The organism is Bacillus sp. FSL K6-0073 (assembly GCF_038006085.1).
GTDB classification, from domain to species: domain Bacteria; phylum Bacillota; class Bacilli; order Bacillales; family Bacillaceae_G; genus Bacillus_A; species Bacillus_A cereus.
In genome coordinates this window covers 535,001-559,609 of sequence record NZ_JBBOUN010000001.1, presented here as the reverse complement: position 1 = coordinate 559,609, position 24,609 = coordinate 535,001, and the positions used below count along the sequence as shown (strand labels likewise).

Here is a 24,609-nt window from a genome sequence, read left to right as displayed (position 1 = left end):
GAATTCCCCCTTATAATTTTGGTTTTTTTAAAGAATAAGCGATGTTTTGTACAAGTAAAACACCATCTTGGACTCCCTCGATAATAACTTCAGTTCCTTGTGAAATATCTTTTTTCCCAATTGTTTTAGCTGGAATTGCATTACTTCCAAATTGAGAGGAGATTAGTACTTCTCCAAATCCTTCTGTAGGAATTGTTGTAATGACTTCCCCCTTGCAACCTATGAACTCATCCATACGTTGCACAGTATTTTGTTCTGCTTCTGCAATCGGCTTTAAAATTAGTATTTTCATTATGAATACACCAATAAAGGATATAGCACATGCAGCCCCGAAAATAAGAATGCTATTAAAGGAAAATAAATATTCTCCTATATAACTAAGTCCACATAACATGGCGAAAAAACTAAGTAATAAAGTAACAACGGATACCGATCCGCCTCCAAAACTAAATATGGATTCAAATATATCTCCAAAAAAGATATAAATCACAGTGAGTATAGTAGCAATAATAAATCCGTATAAATAAATTGTTTCAAGTGGATAACCAAACAAAACCATTTCTTATCCCCCTCTCTTAAACAATCCCTTTTTTGTTATGTGTATGCCCCACCTCTTTCAAAGATTATTATTCTTAATTTTCAGTTATTTATTTTTTAAAGAAAAGCCTGTAAGACAGGCCCCCTAAAAAAGAACAGGAGAAGCCTATTGTGACAGGCTCCTCCTAGTAAATAACCGATATATTATATATCTATATAATATACTATTTTCCACAAAAAGTAAAGTTAAACATACATTGGAAAAGCACTTATTTTATTGATAATTTGTACGTTCCATCGCCATTATCATATTTATATACATACAAATAATACTTACCTGGTTTTGCATTCATTTTTGCCTCTATATGATTTCCATTAGCTTGACCGTAAGCTGCATAATTTTGCATATCTGATTCATGGTGCAGCACCCATGTCATCCCGATTCCATACTCATTTAAAACGGAAATATCGATATCTTTCGCTGATGCTACATTAAATGTATAAACATCAGTATGATCTCCGCCGATAAGGCTACCTTTTATAGTAGTGTTTAGCCCAATATAATTCGCTTCTTCTGGAAGATTATTTGGTTCTGATTCTGTTAAACTTCCATCTTTAATCGTAACCGTTGTTTCGCTTCTGCTCTCTCCCCCTTTATCATCTTTTACTAGTAACGCAACTTTGTAAGTTCCTTCTCTTTCATATGCATGTACTGGATTAGCCTCTGCACTTGTGCTTCCATCTCCAAAGTCCCATAAATAAGAAACGATTTTTCCATCTTCATCTTTTGAGCCATCACTTTTAAATTGAATACCTTCTTTTACACGTCCATTATAAGGACCATTTATATGAACCGTTGGAGCTTTATTTTCTCCGTCATCTTTTGCGATACCGTGGAAAACTACATCATATTCAAATTCATTTGAGCTATTCACACGATAATTGACGAAGTATGCTGTAACAGTTTTGTAGCCACTCCATTCTTTTTGCGCCAATTGTTCTAAAGATTCATTTACTCTTTTACTCATTGCTTTCCAATCTTCTGATTCACCTTTTGTGACACTACCTGTATACGTACCTTCTAATGTAAATGTATTAAAGAATTGAGAATTATGTTTTGTCATTTTTGTATCTTTCATAGGCAACGTATCACTAATTTCTTTCTTCACCGCTGCTAACGACTTCGTTGCATGTTCAGCTAAATAATCATCAGCTACTTCTGGTACAGTGTATGTATCTTGATTATCAATTAACTGCTGCATATACTCTTGATACTCTTTATTTAACTTATGATCTTTACTTAGATTTTCACGATATGCATCATAATTTTTCACGTCATTCGCACGAATCAAATCTTGAATTTTATCAAATGTTTCAAACTGATGCGTATATAAGTAAGACTGCAATGCGAACGAGTAATTATAGAAATCCCAAGAACCGTATTTAGCAAATAGTGTACGCTCTGCTGTATAACGGCTTGCAGGATCAGATGATAATCCGCTAATTATACTCTTTCTTGGTACAACGTTATTCGTACGAGTAGATCCTGCGAAAAACTCTGCATTTCCTTCTTGGAACCAAGTTAGCCTTTCATTTTGATACATATCTCCTCTTCCAAATAAACCAGGAACTTCATATCTCCCTTGCAGATAATGAGTAAATTCATGACGGAATAACTCTTCTAAACTATAAATACTTTGCTCTGGTGTACGCTCATATGTAAAGAATGTACCTGTCTCTTCAATATAAATTCCACCGTTGTTTGTTTCATATCCATACAATTGTCTATTTAACTGATATTCATCTGGACTATTATAAATTACGATCGTTAATACATCATCCGCATTTCCTGGCTCTAACGCTTTGTCATTTCCAATTACACGGTGATACTGTGCCTTTACTTCCTTCGCAGCCCAATATAGTCTCTTAATTTTTTCTTCTGATACTTTATCTCCTGTTTTGAACACAATTGATCCATCGTCGAATGTATACGTTTTTGGTAAGTATTGCTCTTTTCCTTCTTTACGTATTTTCTCTAAATCTACTGTATTCCCGCTATAATCTTTACCATTATAATTTGTTGTAATTTGTTCTACCGCAACAAAATACGGTTCACTTAAGCGCGGGTACATATGCATTGCTTGTGTAACAACCTCTAATCCTTTATTTGGATTACTATGAAACGTCCCTAAACGGCTAGCAAAATAAATGCCATTATTAACGAGCCATTTATTTTCTGGCGTTACTTCATTTAGAAGAGCAATACGATTTATTTCATTAATAAACCCATCTACTTTTCCATACCACATCGTTTCATTCGCTTCTTTACGAGCCACAGTTAAGTACGACTGTATATCATAGTCAATACCTTGCATAATATCGTATATTGCTTGTCCCTTCATTCGATCATTTACATAAGTAGTATAATTATCATTGTATTGCTTTAAAATATTCGATGCGTATTGAACCGTTTCAACATCACTTGAAGCATTACTAATTAATTTACCGTATGCAGATACGACTGTATCTTGTTCAACTGTACCAAGCTTAAAATTCGGATTTTTTGCGATTGCTTTTAAAGCAGGTAAACATTTGTCCTGGAAGCTTCTTTCATTTAAGTCGCTTAATTCACTATTATAAAATGCAAGATAAAAAGCTGAACGCAGCACTTCAGTAAACGTTTGAATTCCTTTTGAATCATCTTTCGTAAATGTACTACCTCTATGAGCTAATTCATCTATAATGACTTGCATTTTTCCTTTATCTTTATAAAAAGCCTTTGCATCTTCATTAAACTGGAATAAGTCTGTAATTTGGTGCCACTTAATACTGCCTAACGTTTCAACTAATTCTTGATCATTCATTTTGTTTAAATCAGCCATTGAATAGCTTTCTTTAACTTGCTTTACTGCAGTTTTCTTCGTAATAGATGCTGGTCGCTGTGAAAAATCTCCTACTTTTAAACGTTCTTGAAATAATAAAGTTTCATCAACTTTTGAAATATGTCCAACTTCATCTACCGACTTTTCAATTCCAACCGGTTTCGTTTTCAACACGTTATACGGTACTTTTTCTTCCGCTGCTGCATGAGTTTGAAGTGCGCCTAACGATAAAGCCATTGTACTAATGCTAAGCATCACTTTATTGATCTTTGATTTCTTGTTCATATCCTTGCCCCCTATTTTAATATTCCATTCAAGAATTTAACATAAAATCTGGATGTAACAATATAAAATGCAATATTTCATATTATTTCTTCCTATAATTTGTACATATCGTGAACACATTGCTCTTTACCTCCCTAAAACAAATTGCATCCTTTCACATTATAAAAAGGTAATTTTTTGACAATTAAAAACTTAATTGTTATGATTATTATAATTGTTAACTTTATTAAATAAGGGTGGGATTCTATGATAAAAAAAGAAAACAGTGTATTTTATATCTCCTTCTTGCTAACAACATTATTCATTATATGGGGAATTACCCCAGCAAGTTGGATACAAGGCTACGATTTACAAAGTGTTACATCTTCTTTAAACTCATTTATCCTCAATAAATTTGGGTGGTTTTACTCTCTACTTATGACTACAATGATTATTTTGGCTGCTTATTTAGCATTTTCTAAGTACGGTTCTATTCGTCTTGGTAAAGATGGAGAAAAGCCAAAATATAATTATCCATCTTGGCTATCCATGTTGTTTGGAGCAGGAATGGGGATTGGACTCCTCTTTTATGGAATCGCTGAACCGATTTCACATTTTACAGATCCATTAACAGGAAAAGCGGGGACAGAGGAAAGTGCCAAACTCGCTATGCAATATTCATTTTTCCACTGGGGTCTCTTTCCATGGTCACTATACGCAATGGTTGCTTTAACAATTGCATATTTCACATTCCGCAAACAAAAAGGTAGCACTATCGGGGCTACAGTTACTCCATTATTTAATCGATCGAAAAATTCTCGTATCGGAAAAACAGTCGATATTTTAGCTGTTTTAGCCACAGTATTTGGCATTGTACCATCTGTTGGGATTGGTGCTCAACAAATTGCTGGAGGATTAAGCTATTTATTCCCTTCTATTCATAACACTTTACTTACACAGCTCGTACTTATCGCCATCTTCGCCGTTTTATATTTAACGAGTGCACAAACTGGCTTAGATCGTGGGATTAAATATTTGAGTAACTTAAATTTCTCTCTTGCAGGTATTTTACTCGTCTCCTTTTTATTTTTAGGGCCAACCGTATTTATTATGAAATATTTCACATCTACACTCGGTTCTTATATTGGAGCTTTGCCTAGTATGGGATTAAATTTAGGAGCATTTAATGAAAAATCTTCTTCTTGGATTGAAAACTGGACTATTTTCTATTGGGGATGGTGGATTTCTTGGTCTCCATTCGTCGGTACATTCATCGCTCGTATTTCTAAAGGGCGCACAATAAAAGAATTTATTTTTGGAGTTGTATTAGTCCCAACTCTTATCTGTACATTTTGGTTTGCAGTGTTTGGTGGTACCGCAATCCATATGGAAATGTTCCAATCGCTTGGAATAGCTGATGAAATTGCAAAAAATGGTACAGAGATTGGATTATTTGCTGTTATTTCACACCTACCATTCTCTACATTTTTAACGATTATCGGGTTAATTTTAGTAGCCACATTTTTCGTTACTTCTGCCGATTCAGCAACATTTGTTGTTTCAATGCAAACGAGTAACGGAAGTTTATCACCGAAAAATAGTTTAAAACTTATATGGGGATTAACAATCGCGATAATTGCCGCTATTTTATTACAAGCTGGAGGATTAAATGCACTACAAATCGCAGCTATAATTGCTGCGCTACCATTTTCTATTGTAGTCGTTCTTATGGTTACTTCACTCTTTAAAGAGCTACGAAAAGAAGATGTTAATTTGCAAACGAAAGAAGTGCCGAAAAAAATAAAAAAGGTTATGTAACGATTGGCGCCTCAAATCACTTCTAAATCCGTAATAAAACCCATTCATATGAATGGGTTTTTCACTCTATTATATAGTGTTGTAAACATGCTTTTTCCTCAAAACCTACTTTCTTGTACAATTTCATCGCATGATCATTATTCGTATTCAAACATAGTACTATCTCTCTCATCCCTTGGAAAGAGAAAATATACTGAATTGCCCCTTGCAATATCCGCTCTCCGACACCTTTTCCATTTATATCCTCCTTAAAAAAGACATTATCATAAGCCTATTTCAAAATGAAACTGCCATGATAATGTCTTCTCAAAAACTCATACAATTATTTTACAATATAATAAGATAACACGTTATTTACTTCTTAAATAATCTCTTTCTAAATACAAACATACTCAGTGCTGAAAGAACTAATGCTACGCCTGAAAGTAACTTTGATGTATTCGCTTGTCCCCCTGTTGCTCCTAATGATTTCTTACTTTCTTCCTGTTTATTAGCAACTGGTTTATTTTCTTTCACAACTTGATGATTCATGTTTTGTTCTTGGACTACTTCGGATGGATTTACTGCTTCTTTTGAACCTTCAATTTCTTTTCCTGTTTCTTTCCCCTCCGCTTTCGACTCTTCAACTCCTGTTGTTAGCTCGTCCACTTCTTCTTTTGGCTCTTCAACTTCTTTTGCCGGTTCTTTCACTTCTTCTTTTGTTTCTTCAACTTCTTTTACCGGTTCTTTCACTTCTTCTTTCGATCCTTCAACTTCTTTTGTTGGTTCTTTCACTTCTTCTTTTGTTTCTTCAACTTCTTTTGTTGGTTCTTTTACTTCTTCTTTCGATCCTTCAACTTCTTTTGTTGGTTCTTTCACTTCTTCTTTTGTTTCTTCACCTTCTTTTGTTGGTTCTTTCACTTCTTCTTTTGTTTCTTCACCTTCTTTTGTTGGTTCTTTCACTTCTTCTTTTTCCACTATATTCTGTATAACTGTTCCGTTAAACCTTATGCTAATTTCATCAGAATCTAAATCAAATTTATACACCTTTTCACCTGGGGTATTCCATTTTATTACTCCGTTATTAAACGTCCCTCCCTCACTTGTCAATTGAATATTTTCAATACTTTCTCCTTCTAAATCATATACAGGAACTTGAATTTCTTCGTTTATTTTTGCATCATTTAAAATGATATTTTGTCTTCCAACATCAATTGTAAACCACTGCCCTAATTGTATTAACGGCCTGACATCACGAATCTCATTCCCAGCTAGATTTAAGCTAAATAAGTTTAGCATGGAACCAATAACCGTTACATCTTTAATATGATTGTCCGCAAGATTTAACCACTGTAAATTTTCCAATGAAGATAGTGGTGTTATATCTTCAATTTGATTATGAGATACATTCACATTATTCAATTGTTTCAAGTTTGAGATGAACTCAATATTTTTCAGGCCTACTCCTTCTAAAGTGAGGTTTTCTAAGTTCGTCATGTACTCTAAACCTGTTATATTTTCTATCTCATTTCCTTTTTCTTTAGGTATCTCTAATTTTTTGATCTGTAATAAATCTTCTTTTGTAATAGGAGCGTTTAAATTCTCTCTACCTAAATTCTTTTTATTAATATGTTGTTGTAAAGTTTTATCGAGAATTACATTTTCCTTTTGTTCATTATCCTCTTTTATTGTTTCCTTGATTTCGTCTAATCTTTCAACAACATTTTGAATTACTGTTCCATTAAACTTAATACGGTTCTCTTCTGGCTTTATATCCAACGTAAATTCGTATGTTTTTTCACCAGTAGTCCCCCATTTAACAGAACCATTATTAACGATCCCATCTTCACTCTTCAATTGAATAGTATCAAGTGGCTCTCCTTGTAAATTATAGATAGGTATTTTAACTTCCTTATCCTTTTCTACATCATCTAAAAAAATTTTTTGTCTTTGAATATCGATATACATTCTTTTTCCTAGTTCTTGAACTGGTCTAACATCACGAATTTCATTTGAACCTAGTTTTAAATCATATAAACCTGTTAATTGACTAAGTGGCGTTATATCTGAAATATAGTTTTCTTCTAGATTTAATTTCTGTAACCCTGACAATTTTGATAATGGCGTAAGATCTACTAATTCATTTTTGGAAAGCCCTAATTCAATTAATTTATTCATTCCATTAATATGTTCAACATTGCTCAATCCATTATTGCTTATTTCAAATGTCTTTAAATTCTTTAATTGGTGAACTCCTTCAAGACCTGTATTACTAATTTGATTATTTGCTACAGTCAAAGTCCTTAAAGATTTCACTGTAAATAATGGTTTAATATCTTTTATATAATTACTATTTAAATCTAGCATTTTAATCTTCTTCATTTGGCTTAATGGGCTTAAATCTGAGATTTTATTGTTTCTCAAAGTTAAAAACTCAATATGCTCTAACTTAGCCAAAGGTCCAATATCTTCAAGTTCACCATAGGTTATACTTAATGATTTCAATTGTCTCAAGTCCGAGATAAATTTTATATTTTTTAACTTAACTTCTTCCAACGTTAAGTTTTCTAAGTTCGTCATATATTCTAGACCACTTACGTCTTTTATTCCTTTACTTTTAGCTTCAACGACTATTAAGGATTTAACTTTTAATAAATCTTCCTTAGTTATTGGGGTATCTAGATTTTCTCTATTTAAATTATATTTATTAATATGCCTTTGTAGTTGCTTATCTACTATTACATTTCCAATTTCATCTTGTTGATCCACTTTATCCTCTTTATTTTCCTTTTGTTTTTCTGGAACATTGTTCTCTAAATTCAATGTATTTACTTCAAACTGTACTTGATACTTATTGTCATAGGCCATCGTTGGAATATAAATATGCATTTGCATATTGTATCTTTTTCCTAATTCTCCAACTTCAAATTGAATAACCTTCGTCCCATTTTTCTTTTTGTCTTCTGATATGACCTTTACATCATGAAACACACCTGGAGTGTGAATATCCTCTGTCTTCAAGTATTGAAAGAAATCACTATCACTTAACGTTGCTGTTACAATTTTCTTTCCATTCTCACTTGTTAATTTCGGATCCTTTATATAAACAGCTGCCATAGACTCTTCATTTGTTTTATCTTTATACGCTTTAATAACAGCGTCATATGTACCATCTTCTAAACCTTGTCCCGTTTTATTCGCCTCACTTGCTACTGCCGCTAAAGCAGGTGTTGAATAAACAGCAAACGGAAGTGATAACGCCGCCGCTATAATCATTGCATTTATACGTTTTCTTTTATTTTGTTTCAATTTTACATCTCCTTCAAAATATATAATTCGAAATGTAATCATTTCTCGAATAAATGATAATGATTTTCATTATCATTGTCAACTAGAAAAATAAAAAGTTTACAAAAAAAGAACCTCTTTAAAAGAGGTTATGCCATTTTCTCACCTGATTCTTCTCTAAAAAAGCTTTTCATCGCATGAAATACGTCTGCTTTCTGCTTTAAAATATAGTATCTAAAGTTTTCATCTTTAATATTTTTATAGGCTGACATGAGTGTACTATGGCGGTTATACTGATTCACTTCCCCATACCCAAACATATTACACTTCTTCATTAGCTCTTCAACAAGTTTTACACATCTAGCATTATCTGATGTTAAATTATCACCATCTGAAAAATGGAATGGATAAATATTATAGCGGTCTGGTGAATATTTATTATCGATAAGTTCGAGTGCTTTTTTGTATACAGAAGAACAAATCGTTCCGCCACTTTCTCCTTTTGAGAAAAACTCTTCCTCTGGAACTACTTTTGCCTCCGTATGATGGGCAATAAATTCAATATCTACTGTTTCATACTTTGTGCGTAAAAATCTTGTCATCCAGAAAAAGAAGCTACGTGCCATATATTTCTCCCATATTCCCATCGATCCACTCGTATCCATCATCGCTAATACAACAGCTTTTGAATCTGGCTTTAATACTTCATTCCAAGTACGGAACTTTAAGTCTTCTTGGTGAATTGGATGAAAAGATGCTTTACCACTCATTGCATTTCGTTTATATGCGGATATCATTGTTCGTTTCTTATCGATATTTCCCCATAATCCTGTTTTTCTAATGTCATTAAATTCAACATGTTCAATCCGGTTTTCATCCATTTCTTTTCTCTTTAAATTAGGCAGTTCTAACTCTCTGAAAAACGCTTGCTCTAATTCTAAAATAGAGACTTCAGCTTCATAGTAATCTTCCCCAGCTGCATCTCCTGCTCCTTGCCCTTTTCCTGGCCCTTTTTGTTTTTGACCACCTGATCCATCTCTCGCAACGACATCACCAACTTTGCTGTCACCGTTTCCTTGCCCAACATGTTTATTTTTATCATAATTGTATCTAATCTTATATTCATCTAGAGAACGAATTGGTATTTTTACAACATCCTTGCCATTAGACATAACTATACTTTCTTCTGTTACAAGATCGGGTAAATTATTCTTAATTGCCTCTTGTACTTTTTCTTGATGGCGCTGTTGGTCGTCATATCCTTTGCGATGGAGGGACCAGTTTTCCTGTGAAATCGTATAATTTGGTTGATTTTCTTCGCCCATTCCTTTCCCTCCTTACTGTAATTGTCTTCCTGTATGAACAGCAATCTATAAATTTTGTTCTGTAATGTGCAAGCTAGAATGTTTGAAAGGTAACTGCCCACAGAAAATCATCCCATAAACATTTATAACGTTTTTCATACAATACCCCGAGCATCCTAAACAAAATTTTGCCACTCACATAATAGAAAGAAATATTCAGCCACTGATAAGAAAGAAACACAATGCATTGTTGCACATATTTTTACTTTGCAACATATTGTATTGTGTTGGCTTTTTTCGTATGAATGGTTGGTTACTCTATCATATGCATATTGTAAAAATAATTGACAATAAATTCATAAAATTGCATCTTAATTTATTACATTTGGACAAGGTATGACACTTTATACACATATGAACGGATAATAAAACGCTGTCCCGCAAAATACAAGAGACAGCGTTTTGTTATCAAACTATCTGTTTAACAAGCTACCTACATAGCGTAGTAATTCATTTGCTGAAGAAGAATTATAGCCATGCTCATCAATTAAACGCGCAACAACATCATTGATTTTCTTAAGCTGATTTTCGTCCGGCGTTTTCGTTGATGTTGTAATTTTCACTATATCTTTTAAATCAGCAAATAGTTTTTTCTGAATCGCTTCACGAAGACGTTCATGTGAATTATAATCAAAGCGTTTTCCTTTACGGGCATAAGCAGAAATGCGAATTAAAATCTCTTCACGGAACGCTTTCTTAGCATTTTCTGAAATTCCAATTTGCTCTTCAATTGAGCGCATTAATTTTTCATCTGGACTCATTTCTTCTCCTGTTAACGGATCACGTAATTTCGATTTATTGCAGTACGCCTCGACGTTATCTAAGTAATTATCCATAAGCGTCTTAGCTGATTCTTCATATGAATAAACAAACGCTTTTTGTACTTCTTTCTTCGCGATTTCATCGTATTCTTTTCTCGCTAATGAGATGAAATTCATGTAACGTTCACGGTCTTCATTACTAATGGATGGATGCTGATCTAGCCCATCTTTTAAAGATCTAAGTACATCTAACGCGTTAATAGATGGTACCTCTTTTCGAATGATTGTAGACGAAATTCGGTTAATGACATAACGAGGATCAATACCCTTCATGCCTTCATCTTGATATTCGCGTTGTAATTCTTCTACATCAATCGCATTATAACCTTCTACCGTTTCTCCATCATACAAACGCATCTTTTTAATTAAATCAATATCCGGACGCTTCGGATCTTTTAAACGAGTTAAAATAGTGAACATTGCTGCAACGCGAAGTGTGTGTGGTGCAATGTGAACATTCGATACATCACTTTCACGAATCATTTTTTCATAAATATGTTCTTCTTCACTTACTCGTAAATTATAAGGAACTGGCATTACAATAATTCTTGAGTGCAATGCTTCATTTTTCTTATTTGCTATAAATGAGCGATACTCTGTTTCATTCGTATGCGCTACAATTAATTCATCTGCTGAAATAAGCGCAAATCTTCCCGCTTTGAAATTCCCTTCTTGCGTAAGTGATAATAAGTGCCATAAAAACTTCTCATCGCATTTTAACATCTCTTGGAACTCCATCATTCCTCGGTTTGCCTTATTTAATTCTCCATCAAATCGATACGCACGCGGATCTGATTCTGAACCATATTCTGCAATCGTAGAAAAGTCCAGACTACCTGTTAAATCTGCAATATCTTGTGATTTTGGATCAGACGGGCTAAATGTACCAATCCCTGTACGGCGATCTTCAGAGAAGAAAATACGCTCTACAACTACATCCTCAATTCTTGATCCGTATTCTTGCTCTAAACGCATGACATTTAGTGGTGATAAATTCCCTTCAATTCTAACCCCATACTCATCAAAGAAATCATCTCGTAAATGATGTGGAATTAAATGCAGTGGATCCTCGTGCATTGGGCATCCTTTAATTGCAAAAATTGCTCCGCGATCTGTTCTTGAATATGTTTCTAATCCTCGTTTCAACATTGTAACTAACGTTGATTTCCCTCCACTAACAGGACCCATTAATAATAAAATTCTTTTTCTAACATCTAATCGTTTTGCAGATGGATGAAAATATTCCTCTACAAGACGTTCTAGAGCATCCTCTAATCCAAAGAGCTGATTACTAAAGAAGTTATACTTTCTTCTACCATCAACTTCTTCAATTCCAGCATCTTTTATCATATTGTAAATGCGAGAGTGTGCTGTTTGAGCCACCCATGGTCTTTCTTTCACAAGCTCCAAATACTCCGCAAACGTACCTTCCCATTGTAAACGCTCTTCTGCTGCTCGATGCTGTTCAATCTTTTTTAGAATATCCATTATAGCTCCTCCCCCATCTCCTTGTTCAATCGGATTATTATAAAAGGTATGCTAGGATGTCCTTAAACATTCTTTAAATCAAAACGAAATATATAATAGCACACTAAAATTCTCTCCAAAATTCAAAGAAAATTCTGTATAATATAGGTATTAACGTTTTTACACTGCTATTCATTATAAATAAATTCTTTTCTTCTAAGAACCTTACATACATTTTGGGTAATAAATAAAACTCATGAACCGAAAAAAGTAAGGAGGATATTAGTATGAAATTATTATTAATTTTAGGTGTATCACTCACATTTCTTACAGCTATTTTTACATCCGGTTACAATGACAAACCAGGTACACATAAAAAATGATGTGCTTTTAGCACATCATTTTTTTATTTATAATACATATTTTCCATATCATATTTGGATAGTGGTCGGCTATAATAATAACCTTGTACAAGCTTCACATTCTTTTCTTTCAAAAACTGTATTTGCTCCTTTTTTTCTACTCCTTCTGCAATTACATTCAATTCTAAAGTATGAGCTAAATGAATAATTGCAGCTGTAATATTCGTATCACGTTCATCTATATGTATACCTTCCATAAAAGAACGATCAATTTTTAAAGTATCAATTGGATATGTTTTTAAATAACTTAAAGATGAATAGCCTGTTCCAAAATCATCTAAATGAATCTTTAAATTTTGCTCTTTTAATTGTAGTAACACTCTCTTCGATATATCTTTATGTATAAGAGCTCCTTCTGTAACCTCTATCGCTAATAAATGAGTTGGTACATTGTACTTATTTAAAGCCCGTGTAATCATCTCTATTAATGTAATAGAACGAAAGTGTCTAGCTGAAATATTAACTGCAATTGGGACTACATCATACCCTTTATTTAACCATTCGCGCAATTGCTGACACACTTGATTTACTACCCATTCATCCAGCTTAATAATAAATCCTGTTCTTTCTGCCAACGGAATAAATTGGTTTGGAGAAACAAATCCTAATTCCTTATTCTCCCACCTTATTAAAGCTTCCATACTAGCTATTTTTTTCGTTTCAATATTAATTTGTGGCTGATAATATAAGAAAAATTCATTTTTTTCTATAGCACGATGTAACTGGTTTTCTATTATAAACCTTTGTTCACGCTCACAGTCTAATCCACTACAATAAAAATGATAATGTCCTTTTCCTTTTTCTTTTGCTTTTTCTAAAGCAGCATCGACTCTCTGAAATAGTATTTTTTCATCTTCTCCATCTGCTGGAGCCATTACAATTCCAATTGACGCACTTAAATATACATCTTCTTCTTCGATTACAAAATATTCACTAATATTTTTCAGTATGCTTTTTGCAACTTCCTCTACATATTCTTTCGTTATATTTTCTATCAACATAACAAATTGATCATCGTGTTCTCTAAATAAGTGCATATCTTCTATTTTTAGATTGCTTAAACATTCTGTAACTTTTTGTAATACTTTATCTCCCTCTTTATGACCAAATGTATCATTAATACGATGAAACTCATCTAAATCTATAAATACAAGTGCAAAATTTACACTCTCATTTAAAAAAGTATTTAACTTATTTGTACATGAAATTCTATTCATTAATCCCGTTAACTGGTCATAGTAAGCTAAATATTCTGTTCGCATTTCGTTTAATACTTGCCTTGTAACATCTCTCGTAACAATATAAATCCCAACAATTTCACCGTTCACAATAATCGGGATAGTTCTCAAAGAAATATATAGCTCGTACCCTTCTTTATGAACATATTTCTTTGAAACAATTTGTTTTGCTTTTCCTTGCATCGATCCCTTAAATATAATTTGAAAATCTTTTTCATATTCTTTATTAATGAATTCAAAAATAAATTTATTATTTAATTCCTCATACCGGTATCCAAATATTTCATACGTTGCCGGATTTGCATATGTAACTCTCCCTATAGAATCTATAGATATAATTGAGTCATTATTATATTCCAGTAACGACTTAAATAACATTTGTTTTTCCTCTATCTCTGTCTTCTCCTCAATTTGAGCTGTAATATCTCTTGTAATACAAATAACAAATTGACATATTCCTTCTTCGTCGCAGACAGGATTAAGTGAAGATTCATAATGTATCTCACCTTTTGGTAAATTGACTACATCACAAAAGGTATGTGCTTTCGCTTCTCTCACTACTTTTGCATATTGCCTTTGCAATATCCCCGCTATATCTTTTGGTAATACTTCTGCAAAAGTTTTTCCATAGCACTCTTCGCTTAACCTAGCATAATCCATTCCTATTTTATTCACATACATATATTGAAACGTTTCATTATCAATAACTTTCAATATGAATACTAAATCTTGAATAGCATGTAATAATCCTTGTCTAATTAAATCCATATCTATCATACTTAAAAAGGTATTTTGATTACTATATTCTTCCTTCATATTTATCTCAACCCGTCTTATCTATTTTTAATCATATATCCCATTCTATATGATTATGTCCTCTCTTTTAAATGTATGATTATATATTATTTTTATTTTATAAAAAAAAGTCGCCATATGGCGACTTTTAATAAACGATTTCTAAATCTAATCCAGGGTAATTTTGTTGACGGAACGCTTCATAAATTAAAATTGCTGCTGTATTAGATAAATTTAATGAACGTACTTTATCTGTCATTGGAATACGTAAACAATGATCAAAGTTTTCTTCGATTACATTAGCTGGTAAGCCGTTTGTTTCTCTTCCAAATACAAAATAGTAATCCTTCTCGCGCTTGCTATAGTCAAACGCTGTATGAGCTTTCTCGCCATACTTTGTTAAATAGAAGAATTCACCGTCTTTATTTTTTTCATAAAATTCTTCAATTGAATCATAATACGTAATTTTTACGTGCTGCCAATAATCTAATCCTGCACGCTTTAACATTTTATCATCCGTTGAAAATCCAAGCGGTCTAATCAAATGTAATTCTGTTCCAGTTGCTGCACAAGTACGAGCAATATTCCCTGTATTTGCTGGAATTTCTGGCTGATATAAAACAACATGTACTCCCACGCGATATTCACCTCTGTTTTTTGTCTACTACGTATTATACCACTTGAGCGAAAAATCTCTACCCATTAATAATATGAAAGAATTTATATTTCATTTGTGGTGTATATTTACTAGAGTCTTCATAGTTCCAATAACGTCGACGGCTATTCGCTGAATGTGCATTTACAAGCGGCATACCATCTGCATCTTTTGCTACTACAATCGTCGTATGATTCCATCTTCCGTCATCCTCGAAATCATAAGCAATGACATCTCCAAGAATAAGTTCTTCTGGCCTTTCTACCGCCTCTGCTCGAAGTCCTGTTGTAGCACCTGACAAATACCAATAAAAAGAATGTGCAACAGCCCAGCTCCAGCTCCACTGATTCTCCCTTTGCCACCATCCTTTACGAATATTAGGATACCCGCTCATAGGTACTTCTCCAGTATGAAGACATTGAGAAATGAAATTCGTACAATTATCAGGGAAATTACGATACATAGGATTTCGGTCATCCCACCAACGCTCTGCATATTTCACTGCCTCTAAACGATTATACTGATAAGAACCGTACTTCTCTTTCGTAATTTCCCTTTCTAATGTCTCACCCATTCTAATTTCTTCTGACACTTCAATAGCATAATCGCCTATAATCCGACTATTATTTAAACAAACTCTTCGTTTTAATTGTTCCTCTTCAATATAAAATAATTCTTTATGCTTAATTAAATATTTAAAATGTATTTGATAATCAATTTCTTGATGGTCATTACTATTTAATTGTCTAATGAAAGAAACATCCGCAGTTGCTTTCACTATATGTGCACTACGTCTTTGAAACAATTGTTTCTTTCTCAGTGCCATTTGTAGTAAATCCTCAGCAATACCATCCACATTCGTTCTTTTCTCCGTTATATATGCTAAAAATTGTTGTACTTGGTTTTCAATCTTCGTTTTTACAACCATTCTGTCTCCCTCCCATATTACAATATGAAAAAGGGAAATATTATCTACTCTTTTTTCTGTGCTAACAATTCAAGCCCGCGATTCATTTCATGAAGCACTTCTTCATCTTTCTCACGTTCCATCGCTTTCTCAATCGCTTCGCCTACTCCATCTCCGCCAATTTTCCCAAGTGCCCATGCTGCCGTTCCGCGTAGTACTGGTCTTGGGTCATCTTTCATAACACCAATTAAATCAGGAATTGCCGATGCTTCTTTAAAATGTGCTAATGCTAAAATCGCATTTCTTTGCAGTGGCTTTTTCCCTCTCCATGACCCTGACATAATCCCATATTTCTCTTTAAAATCACGATTACTAATTGTTAAAAGTGGCGTTAATAATGGTTTAACTAGCTCAGGATCCGGCTCCATCTCAGGATGATTATGAAAATCCATTCCTTTGTTTTTCGGGCAAACAGTCTGACACGTATCACATCCATATATACGATTTCCTATTTTATCGCGATATTCTTCAGGTAGGAATCCTTTCGTCTGTGTTAAAAACGCAATGCACTTCTTCGAATCTAACTGTCCCCCCTGTATTAAAGCACCGGTAGGACAAATATCGATACATTTCGTACAGCCCCCGCATTGATCTTCTATCGGCTTATCTGGCGGGAATGGAACATTTGTAATCATTTCCCCTAAGTATACGTACGAACCAAATTCAGGTGTAATAATAGAGCAGTTTTTACCGCTCCATCCAATGCCTGCACGCTCTGATACAGCTCGATCACTTAATTCACCTGTATCAACCATGGACTTCACTTCTATATCCGGAAGTTTTTCAATTAAATATGCTTCTAATTTTTGCAAACGATCTCGTAAAACAAGATGATAATCTTGTCCCCAAGAAGCACGACAAAAAATCCCACGGCGTTCTCCACGCTTACTTAATGGTGCATTTTTTAATTTTGAAGGATATGCTAAAGCAATCGCAATAATTGATTTAGCACCCGGTAATAACAGTTGCGGATTCGTTCTCTTCTCTATATCAGGCTCTTCAAATCCAGATTGATAATTTAATTGTTGTTGCTGGATTAAGCGCTGCTTTAATTCCTCAAAAGGAGAAGCACTCGCAAAGCCTATTTTATCTATGCCAATTGTTTTACTATACGCAATTACATCTTGCTTTAATTGTTCAAAATCCACTCTTAATCGCCTCCTCAGATGAATCCATCCCTTATGTAACGACTCTATTGGTTAGTAATTCACTTTTGGAATACTATTATTTACTTCTATTTTCGCATGTAATTAGGTTTTTCAAACATTAAAAAACGCAATGCCTCGTTTATCTCGGAAACGAAACACTGCGTTGATCACAATTTATAGAAAAACATTTAATAAAATTTGGAGCGGGTGAAGAGAATCGAACTCTCGACCAGAGCTTGGAAGGCTCTTGTTTTACCACTAAACTACACCCGCAAATATGAATTACATATAAGATATTAGAATAACTTATGTAAAGTAGTATAGCATGTAAAAAAAGTAGAGGCAAGAATTTTATCGAAAAAAGTCGAAAAAGTGATGAGAAACCTCATCACTTTTTCAATTCTTTATCAATTGCCTTCTTCATACTATCAAAATCAGGATTTGCAAGATTTCCGTTTACATATACTGAAGGAGCACCTTGAACTTTTAATTTTTGAGCACGATCTGAGTCTTTACGTACTTTTTCTTTAATGTCTTTACTGTGTAAATCTTTCTTAAATTGCTCTACATCAACTTTCGGCAGTTTCTCTTTCACAATGCTAAGAAGCAAATCTTCTGTAATCCATTCTTCCGTATCTTTCTTTTGATTTTGATAAATCTCATCATAGAAAATCCAGAATGAATCTTTATCTTGTTTATAAATTGCTTCACCAGCTGCTGCACCTAAATCCGAGTCTTTTCCGATAAATGGGAAGTTAATAAAATATAACTGCACTTTGCCTTTATCAATATACTCTTCTTTTAATCGAGGTAATACTGTTACATCCCAAGTACGACAAGCAGGACATTTAAAGTCTCCAAATTCAACTACCTTAACTGGAGCATCATCTTTCCCTAAAGATTGTTGCGTAGAATAAGCAAACATCTCATTCCCTTTATCTTTTTTGTCATTTATGATGCTATACGCAATTGTTCCAATTACAATCAATACTGCGATAGAAAAAACTATACCAAGAGCCATGAGTTTATTTGATTTCATATACATTCCTCTTTAAATTCATATTCTGTATACAGCATTGTACACAATACACATAATATCAACACTTATATACGTCACGCAATGAACACGCTCACATAAATTACAAAAACACAATAATTGTGACGATATTGTGTCACAATTTGTCACAATTTATTCAAAAAAAGAAGCTCCTCTGTAGGAACTTCTCTTAACTTACTGCTTTTTTACGCGCGCTATTTAACATCGACTGCTCTATCTTTATATCATGACGAATTACCAATTTCTCACTAACTGCTTGAACATACTCATCATGGCTTATATAGCCTTCTTTCTCCATTAGTCTCAAAACGACATTTCGTCTCTCTACTGCTTTATCATAATTTTGTGCAGGTGAGTAATAAGCAGGTGCTTTTACTACAGCAGCCATCATTGCACTTTCAGCCAACGTTAATTGGTTCACCTTTTTACCGAAGTAAAGGTTTGCTGCTTTTTCAATTCCCCACGCTCCTTCTCCATAATAAATATTACTTACATATAATTTTAAAATTTCATCCTTCGTAAATGTGCGTTCAATTTTTTTCGTATAAAAAATCTCTTTCCACTTACGAGAAAATGTACGTTCATTTGTTAAAAAGGCATTTTTAGATAGCTGTTGTGTAATCGTGCTTCCTCCTTGCACGACACCACCAGCCTTTATATTCTCAACTGAGGCCCTAATAATTGCTATATAATCTAAACCGTTATGATGATAAAATCTTTTATCTTCTGTCGCAATAAATGCATGTGTTAATGATTCTGGCACCTCTAACTTAGCCGGTACATGTAATTTACTAATATCACTTTTCTCAATCATTACATTTCCAATGAATAATAACGTACAACTTAACAATAATAATAATATAATGGCTTTATAAAAAAGTTTAGTCATTGGATTTAATGCAACTTTTTGATGATAGTTCACCCTAGATAATACTCGTTCTTTCATCTTGAACACCTCTTTTCCACACAGCATATAACTCTTACTTTAAGAATACATTGTTGTAAAAAAATATCCCATCGATTTCTCTTACACGTACCTTACATCATTGTAAGGTACGTGTAAGAGAAACTTTAATGAGCCCTCATCAATCAGGCTTACTGCCCAGCAAATAGTGGGATAAAAAAGTATTGTATCACAGTATTTTTTTATCTACTATTCATCTGAAATATTGAATATAGGTTATGTTAAAACACGAATAACCAATAAAAGAGAAACCCTTAAGACTATTATATTTTCACTTTACACTTTAATTATATCATCTACAAATATATATACTTTTGACTATCTAGTAATCTAAATGTATATAACATATAGATTTATTATACAGAACAAACGTTCTACAAATCAATACTAGTGCTATTATTATTTTGACCTTTTTCTTAAACAGTATACAAAAAAGAGTAGTGATTCGAATGTATCTCAAATCGGCTACTCTTTTCTTTACAATCTTCCTATTAAATTATATGGCTGTACTTCCCACGTTTCATACGGAATAAAATGTGTTGCACTCATTGCATCAAGCGTTCTGGATTTCATATGAGGACGCGTTATATACTCATCTATGTTCTCTTCATTTAAATCAACAAATTTAGCCTCTTGTATCTCTTCAGGTTGAGTTTTTATTTCACCACTTATATATGCTACTTTAAAAACAACAGCTAGAATATGCATAGAGGTATTATAATAAACCCCTGTAATTCCGATAGGCTTCACCGTTAACCCTGTTTCCTCTTTTATTTCCCTACAGACAGCTTGATCGAGCGCTTCGCCTTCTTCTACCTGTCCTCCTGGCAACTCCCACGTATCAGCTCGCCAGTGCACTTTTGTTAATAACACTTCATTTTTTTCATTTGTTAAATAACCTGCTACAGCAACTATATGCTTTGGTGTCTTATGTTCCATATTAAGCCTCCTAGAAATAATGAATATTTTATATATCCCTATAATCATATTCACTACCTACAACAAAATACCTTTAATACTTCATCACCTTAATTAACTTCATAAAAAAAGACCCTATCCGCTAAGCGAAAAGGGTCTTCTATCGTATTACTCTCCTAAGTCTACGTTGTGATAAACTTGTTGAACATCTTCTAAATCTTCTAATGCATCAACCATTTTCTCAAATTGTGCTTGAGCATCTTCAGGAAGTGTTACATCACTTTGTGCAAGCATTGTTAATTCTGCAACTGTAAACTCCTCAACGCCAGCACCTTTAAGTGCAGATTGTACTGCATGGAATTGATCTGGTTCAGCATACACGATAACAGAATCTTCTTCTTCTAGAATGTCACGTGCATCTACATCTGCTTCCATTAAAATTTCAAGAACTTCATCTGATGTTTTACCTTCAAGGCCGATAACAGCTGTCGCATCAAACATGTAAGCTACAGAACCGTTCACACCCATATTACCACTATTTTTGCTAAATGCAGCTCGTACATCTGCTGCAGTACGGTTTACGTTATTTGTAAGTGTATCTACAATAACCATAGCTCCATTTGGTCCGAATCCTTCATAACGAAGCTCGTCATAATTTTCTTCTGAACCGCCTTTTGCTTTTTCAACTGCACGATCAATAATTGTTCTTGGAACATTGTATGTTTTCGCACGCTCTAATACAACTCTTAGCGCTTGGTTTGATTCTGGATCTGGCTCGCCTTGTTTTGCTGCCACATAAATTTCACGCCCAAATTTCGCGTATATACGGCTTGTATTTGCATCTTTTGATGCTTTTTTGTCTTTAATATTGTTCCATTTACGGCCCATACTTTCCACTCTCTTTCCCGTTTTAAATCTACATAAAAATATTAATATGAAATATAATGTGTGTTCAACACATTTTTAAAAGAAATATAAAAAGTTCATTTTTGATTCATATTACAGACATAATATAAATCACTATCATTTTGTTCTTTCGACAAGTTATATTATACATGAATTCCTACGTTTATTACGAATTTTAGAAGCACATAGTATAATTTAACAAAAAGACTCTAACATTTCTGTTAGAGTCTTTTTATATTGCTGACACCTATTTCCATAATATTCCTATAATTACTTTCTATTGCTGTATAATAAAAATAGGGAAAAATTTGAAGAAAAGAGAGAGGGAGAATTATGACACATTCAAATGAGAAAAAAGCACATAGTCTTAAAGGGATAGAAGAAAAGTTAAACCCAACTATCTATCAAGTGAGATTCATGAAATTAGATGAACCAATTCAATTTGAGTCGTTCCCTGAATTAAAAGATTTAGGGGACTGGTTAAGTACTTCAACGCATATGTGGGCGTGCCACTCAACTATGTATAAGTACAACAGAGAAGGGTTTGAAAAGAAGTTTTTAGAGGTTACAAACTTAACCGTTGATAGTGTACTAATATCTACTGGTGGTATCGGATTCAACTTCATGTCACCGGGGTGGAGAAATTCTCTCTAGAGTACTCGAAAGAAATATTGTATATACAATACTTTTTCTACTTATTTTGTCATGTCATGAAAAGAAAACAAAAAAGCTCTATACTAATTGTATAGAGCTTTTTTACGCCGTTCATGATACCGATGGTCGGGGTCGAACCGACACTCCCGAAGGAACACGATTTTGAGTCGTGCGCGTCTGCCAATTCCGCCACATCGGCACAAAAGAAAAGGCGGCAACCGGATTTGAACCGGTGATAAAGGTTTTGCAGACCTCTGCCTTACCACTTGGCTATGCCGCCATATAAAATTTTATTGGAGCGGAAGACGGGATTCGAACCCGCGACCCCAACCTTGGCAAGGTTGTATTCTACCACTGAACTACTTCCGCAAAAATGGCTGGGCTAGCTGGATTCGAACCAGCGCATGACGGAGTCAAAGTCCGTTGCCTTACCGCTTGGCTATAGCCCATCGAATTCTTACTTAATTATATGTAAGTATCCATTAGATTATTTGTAATTTTTAAAATAAAAATGGGGCGACTGATGGGAATCGAACCCACGAATGCCGGAGCCACAATCCGGTGCGTTAACCACTTCGCCACAACCGCCATGTTGTGTAAATATATTTTGGCAGGGGCAGTAGGAATCGAACCCACACTGGAGGTTTTGGAGACCTCAGTTCTACCTTTAAACTATGCCCCTATGTAAATGGTGGAGGGGGGCAGATTCGAACTGCCGAACCCGAAGGAGCGGATTTACAGTCCGCCGCGTTTAGCCACTTCGCTACCCCTCCGAAACTTACATGGTGCCGGCTAGAGGACTTGAACCCCCAACCTACTGATTACAAGTCAGTTGCTCTACCAATTGAGCTAAGCCGGCGTATTTTATTAAAATAAATGGTGGCTCGGGACGGAATCGAACCGCCGACACGAGGATTTTCAGTCCTCTGCTCTACCGACTGAGCTACCGAGCCTTATTAAAATGGCGGTCCCGACCGGGGTCGAACCGGCGATCTCCTGCGTGACAGGCAGGCATGTTAACCACTACACCACGGGACCATTTGGTTGCGGGGACAGGATTTGAACCTGCGACCTTCGGGTTATGAGCCCGACGAGCTACCGTGCTGCTCCACCCCGCGATAATACTATTCATATAAAATTTATATGGTGGAGGATGACGGGATCGAACCGCCGACCCCCTGCTTGTAAGGCAGGTGCTCTCCCAGCTGAGCTAATCCTCCAAAGTGGTGACCCGTACGGGATTCGAACCCGTGTTACCGCCGTGAAAGGGCGGTGTCTTAACCACTTGACCAACGGGCCAAATATTATAAATCCTATGGCGGAGAGCAAGGGATTCGAACCCTTGATACGCTTGTGACGTATACACGATTTCCAATCGTGCTCCTTCGGCCAACTCGGACAGCTCTCCAATGGCTCCGCAGGTAGGAATCGAACCTACGACCGATCGGTTAACAGCCGATAGCTCTACCGCTGAGCTACTGCGGAATAATATTGCCTGGCAACGTCCTACTCTCACAGGGACAAGGTCCCAACTACCATCGGCGCTAGAGAGCTTAACTTCCGTGTTCGGTATGGGAACGGGTGTGACCTCTCTGCCATCATTACCAGACATTATTCTTTTGAGACAATCATTATTATAACTTATTTACTTTAAAAGTCAACAAGTTTTTTATGTTCTCTCAAAACTAGATAACATTGCTACATATTATATGGTTAAGTCCTCGATCTATTAGTATTCGTCAGCTCCACATGTCACCATGCTTCCACCTCGAACCTATCAACCTGATCATCTTTCAGGGATCTTACTAGCTTACGCTATGGGAAATCTCATCTTGAGGGGGGCTTCATGCTTAGATGCTTTCAGCACTTATCCCTTCCGCACATAGCTACCCAGCTATGCCCTTGGCAGAACAACTGGTACACCAGCGGTGCGTCCATCCCGGTCCTCTCGTACTAAGGACAGCTCCTCTCAAATTTCCTACGCCCACGACGGATAGGGACCGAACTGTCTCACGACGTTCTGAACCCAGCTCGCGTACCGCTTTAATGGGCGAACAGCCCAACCCTTGGGACCGACTACAGCCCCAGGATGCGATGAGCCGACATCGAGGTGCCAAACCTCCCCGTCGATGTGGACTCTTGGGGGAGATAAGCCTGTTATCCCCGGGGTAGCTTTTATCCGTTGAGCGATGGCCCTTCCATGCGGAACCACCGGATCACTAAGCCCGACTTTCGTCCCTGCTCGACTTGTAGGTCTCGCAGTCAAGCTCCCTTATGCCTTTGCACTCTACGAATGATTTCCAACCATTCTGAGGGAACCTTTGGGCGCCTCCGTTACACTTTAGGAGGCGACCGCCCCAGTCAAACTGCCCACCTGACACTGTCTCCCGGGTCGATAAGACCCGTAGGTTAGAATTTCAATACAGTCAGGGCGGTATCCCACCAGCGCCTCCACCGAAGCTAGC

The 24,609-nt window shown here is 35.1% G+C and carries 15 protein-coding genes, 16 tRNA genes, 2 rRNA genes and 1 pseudogene (1 of these 34 running past the window's edge); 2 read left to right on the top strand and 32 right to left on the bottom strand.

What is annotated here, in order from left to right; genetic code table 11:
* Positions 1 to 10: 10 nt before the first annotated feature.
* Together MHB52_RS02905 and colA are read right to left on the bottom strand one after the other, a co-directional pair.
* Complete coding sequence (locus MHB52_RS02905; RefSeq protein ID WP_000242438.1) at positions 11 to 559, bottom strand: NfeD family protein; 549 nt, start codon at positions 557 to 559, stop codon at positions 11 to 13.
* A gap of 247 nt (positions 560 to 806) precedes the next feature.
* Entirely contained in the window at positions 807 to 3,704 is a 2,898-nt protein-coding gene (colA, locus tag MHB52_RS02900; RefSeq protein ID WP_061664084.1) for a collagenase ColA, read from the bottom strand.
* 246 nt (positions 3,705 to 3,950) lie between these two features.
* Here colA and opuD point away from each other — a divergent pair, with 246 nt between their 5' ends.
* Positions 3,951 to 5,501, top strand: a complete 1,551-nt coding sequence (gene opuD / locus MHB52_RS02895; RefSeq protein ID WP_000591575.1) for a glycine betaine transporter OpuD — start codon at positions 3,951 to 3,953, stop codon at positions 5,499 to 5,501.
* A gap of 61 nt (positions 5,502 to 5,562) precedes the next feature.
* Here the strand turns inward: opuD and MHB52_RS02890 are convergent.
* From MHB52_RS02890 to MHB52_RS02830, 13 genes and pseudogenes are all read right to left on the bottom strand, one after another.
* Positions 5,563 to 5,748: pseudogene (locus MHB52_RS02890) on the bottom strand (GNAT family N-acetyltransferase); the annotation flags it as partial.
* A gap of 107 nt (positions 5,749 to 5,855) precedes the next feature.
* The gene (locus tag MHB52_RS02885; protein ID WP_086423306.1) at positions 5,856 to 8,789 is read right to left on the bottom strand and encodes an NEAT domain-containing protein; all 2,934 of its coding nucleotides are present in this window, start codon (positions 8,787 to 8,789) and stop codon (positions 5,856 to 5,858) included.
* 128 nt (positions 8,790 to 8,917) lie between these two features.
* Positions 8,918 to 10,093 carry a sporulation protein YhbH gene (gene yhbH, locus MHB52_RS02880; RefSeq protein WP_000503518.1) on the bottom strand — a complete coding sequence of 392 codons (1,176 nt, stop codon included), beginning with the start codon at positions 10,091 to 10,093 and terminating at the stop codon, positions 8,918 to 8,920.
* Positions 10,094 to 10,545: 452 nt separating this feature from the next.
* Complete coding sequence (locus MHB52_RS02875) at positions 10,546 to 12,441, bottom strand: PrkA family serine protein kinase (RefSeq protein WP_000353273.1); 1,896 nt, start codon at positions 12,439 to 12,441, stop codon at positions 10,546 to 10,548.
* 385 nt (positions 12,442 to 12,826) lie between these two features.
* Positions 12,827 to 14,896, bottom strand: a complete 2,070-nt coding sequence (locus MHB52_RS02870) for a sensor domain-containing protein (protein ID WP_044307500.1) — start codon at positions 14,894 to 14,896, stop codon at positions 12,827 to 12,829.
* Between the two features lie 127 nt (positions 14,897 to 15,023).
* Positions 15,024 to 15,512 (bottom strand): tRNA (uridine(34)/cytosine(34)/5-carboxymethylaminomethyluridine(34)-2'-O)-methyltransferase TrmL, encoded by a 489-nt coding sequence (gene trmL, locus MHB52_RS02865; RefSeq protein ID WP_000538147.1) that lies wholly within the window; start codon positions 15,510 to 15,512, stop codon positions 15,024 to 15,026.
* 58 nt (positions 15,513 to 15,570) lie between these two features.
* Positions 15,571 to 16,458: an amidase domain-containing protein gene (locus MHB52_RS02860; protein ID WP_000260592.1), complete on the bottom strand. Its 888-nt coding sequence runs from the start codon at positions 16,456 to 16,458 to the stop codon at positions 15,571 to 15,573.
* A gap of 44 nt (positions 16,459 to 16,502) precedes the next feature.
* A complete protein-coding gene (queG, locus tag MHB52_RS02855; protein ID WP_000345215.1) occupies positions 16,503 to 17,645 on the bottom strand; it encodes a tRNA epoxyqueuosine(34) reductase QueG in 1,143 nt (380 codons plus the stop codon).
* 199 nt (positions 17,646 to 17,844) lie between these two features.
* A tRNA-Gly gene (locus tag MHB52_RS02850) sits at positions 17,845 to 17,918 on the bottom strand.
* Between the two features lie 115 nt (positions 17,919 to 18,033).
* A complete protein-coding gene (locus MHB52_RS02845) occupies positions 18,034 to 18,684 on the bottom strand; it encodes a DsbA family protein (RefSeq protein ID WP_000841306.1) in 651 nt (216 codons plus the stop codon).
* A 187-nt stretch (positions 18,685 to 18,871) separates the two neighbouring features.
* A complete protein-coding gene (locus MHB52_RS02840) occupies positions 18,872 to 19,648 on the bottom strand; it encodes a transglycosylase domain-containing protein (protein WP_000664715.1) in 777 nt (258 codons plus the stop codon).
* A gap of 495 nt (positions 19,649 to 20,143) precedes the next feature.
* Positions 20,144 to 20,605: an NUDIX hydrolase gene (locus MHB52_RS02835; protein WP_000400457.1), complete on the bottom strand. Its 462-nt coding sequence runs from the start codon at positions 20,603 to 20,605 to the stop codon at positions 20,144 to 20,146.
* A gap of 147 nt (positions 20,606 to 20,752) precedes the next feature.
* A complete protein-coding gene (locus MHB52_RS02830) occupies positions 20,753 to 21,472 on the bottom strand; it encodes a YebC/PmpR family DNA-binding transcriptional regulator (RefSeq protein WP_000532952.1) in 720 nt (239 codons plus the stop codon).
* 351 nt (positions 21,473 to 21,823) lie between these two features.
* Between MHB52_RS02830 and MHB52_RS02825 the strand changes: the two genes are divergently transcribed.
* A complete protein-coding gene (locus tag MHB52_RS02825) occupies positions 21,824 to 22,144 on the top strand; it encodes a DUF3884 family protein (RefSeq protein ID WP_000149817.1) in 321 nt (106 codons plus the stop codon).
* 117 nt (positions 22,145 to 22,261) lie between these two features.
* On the opposite strand, the gene MHB52_RS02820 is transcribed toward MHB52_RS02825, so the two are convergent.
* From MHB52_RS02820 to MHB52_RS02740, 17 genes are all read right to left on the bottom strand, one after another.
* Positions 22,262 to 22,343: transfer RNA gene (locus MHB52_RS02820), tRNA-Leu, on the bottom strand.
* Between the two features lie 10 nt (positions 22,344 to 22,353).
* Positions 22,354 to 22,424 (bottom strand) — tRNA-Cys (locus tag MHB52_RS02815).
* Positions 22,425 to 22,438: 14 nt separating this feature from the next.
* A tRNA-Gly gene (locus MHB52_RS02810) sits at positions 22,439 to 22,513 on the bottom strand.
* A gap of 5 nt (positions 22,514 to 22,518) precedes the next feature.
* Positions 22,519 to 22,593 (bottom strand) — tRNA-Gln (locus tag MHB52_RS02805).
* A 63-nt stretch (positions 22,594 to 22,656) separates the two neighbouring features.
* A tRNA-His gene (locus tag MHB52_RS02800) sits at positions 22,657 to 22,732 on the bottom strand.
* A 20-nt stretch (positions 22,733 to 22,752) separates the two neighbouring features.
* Positions 22,753 to 22,826: transfer RNA gene (locus MHB52_RS02795), tRNA-Trp, on the bottom strand.
* Positions 22,827 to 22,833: 7 nt separating this feature from the next.
* A tRNA-Tyr gene (locus tag MHB52_RS02790) sits at positions 22,834 to 22,917 on the bottom strand.
* Positions 22,918 to 22,927: 10 nt separating this feature from the next.
* Positions 22,928 to 23,003: transfer RNA gene (locus tag MHB52_RS02785), tRNA-Thr, on the bottom strand.
* Positions 23,004 to 23,021: 18 nt separating this feature from the next.
* Positions 23,022 to 23,097, bottom strand: a tRNA-Phe gene (locus MHB52_RS02780).
* A gap of 9 nt (positions 23,098 to 23,106) precedes the next feature.
* Positions 23,107 to 23,182, bottom strand: a tRNA-Asp gene (locus tag MHB52_RS02775).
* 3 nt (positions 23,183 to 23,185) lie between these two features.
* Positions 23,186 to 23,262, bottom strand: a tRNA-Met gene (locus MHB52_RS02770).
* Between the two features lie 26 nt (positions 23,263 to 23,288).
* Positions 23,289 to 23,364, bottom strand: a tRNA-Val gene (locus tag MHB52_RS02765).
* A gap of 4 nt (positions 23,365 to 23,368) precedes the next feature.
* A tRNA-Glu gene (locus tag MHB52_RS02760) sits at positions 23,369 to 23,443 on the bottom strand.
* A gap of 17 nt (positions 23,444 to 23,460) precedes the next feature.
* Positions 23,461 to 23,552: transfer RNA gene (locus MHB52_RS02755), tRNA-Ser, on the bottom strand.
* Positions 23,553 to 23,554: 2 nt separating this feature from the next.
* Positions 23,555 to 23,629 (bottom strand) — tRNA-Asn (locus MHB52_RS02750).
* Between the two features lie 8 nt (positions 23,630 to 23,637).
* Positions 23,638 to 23,753 (bottom strand): 5S ribosomal RNA (gene rrf, locus MHB52_RS02745).
* A gap of 100 nt (positions 23,754 to 23,853) precedes the next feature.
* Positions 23,854 to 24,609 (bottom strand): 23S ribosomal RNA (locus tag MHB52_RS02740); it runs 2,167 nt beyond the window's last position.

Coding starts and splice junctions, on each gene's coding strand:
- MHB52_RS02905 (WP_000242438.1), bottom strand. CDS start 559: ATGGTTTTGTTTGGTTATCCACTTGAAACAATTTATTTATACGGATTT.
- colA (WP_061664084.1), bottom strand. CDS start 3,704: ATGAACAAGAAATCAAAGATCAATAAAGTGATGCTTAGCATTAGTACA.
- opuD (WP_000591575.1), top strand. CDS start 3,951: ATGATAAAAAAAGAAAACAGTGTATTTTATATCTCCTTCTTGCTAACA.
- yhbH (WP_000503518.1), bottom strand. CDS start 10,093: ATGGGCGAAGAAAATCAACCAAATTATACGATTTCACAGGAAAACTGG.
- MHB52_RS02875 (WP_000353273.1), bottom strand. CDS start 12,441: ATGGATATTCTAAAAAAGATTGAACAGCATCGAGCAGCAGAAGAGCGT.
- MHB52_RS02870 (WP_044307500.1), bottom strand. CDS start 14,896: ATGAAGGAAGAATATAGTAATCAAAATACCTTTTTAAGTATGATAGAT.
- MHB52_RS02860 (WP_000260592.1), bottom strand. CDS start 16,458: ATGGTTGTAAAAACGAAGATTGAAAACCAAGTACAACAATTTTTAGCA.
- MHB52_RS02845 (WP_000841306.1), bottom strand. CDS start 18,684: ATGAAATCAAATAAACTCATGGCTCTTGGTATAGTTTTTTCTATCGCA.
- MHB52_RS02840 (WP_000664715.1), bottom strand. CDS start 19,648: ATGAAAGAACGAGTATTATCTAGGGTGAACTATCATCAAAAAGTTGCA.
- MHB52_RS02835 (WP_000400457.1), bottom strand. CDS start 20,605: ATGGAACATAAGACACCAAAGCATATAGTTGCTGTAGCAGGTTATTTA.
- MHB52_RS02830 (WP_000532952.1), bottom strand. CDS start 21,472: ATGGGCCGTAAATGGAACAATATTAAAGACAAAAAAGCATCAAAAGAT.
- MHB52_RS02825 (WP_000149817.1), top strand. CDS start 21,824: ATGACACATTCAAATGAGAAAAAAGCACATAGTCTTAAAGGGATAGAA.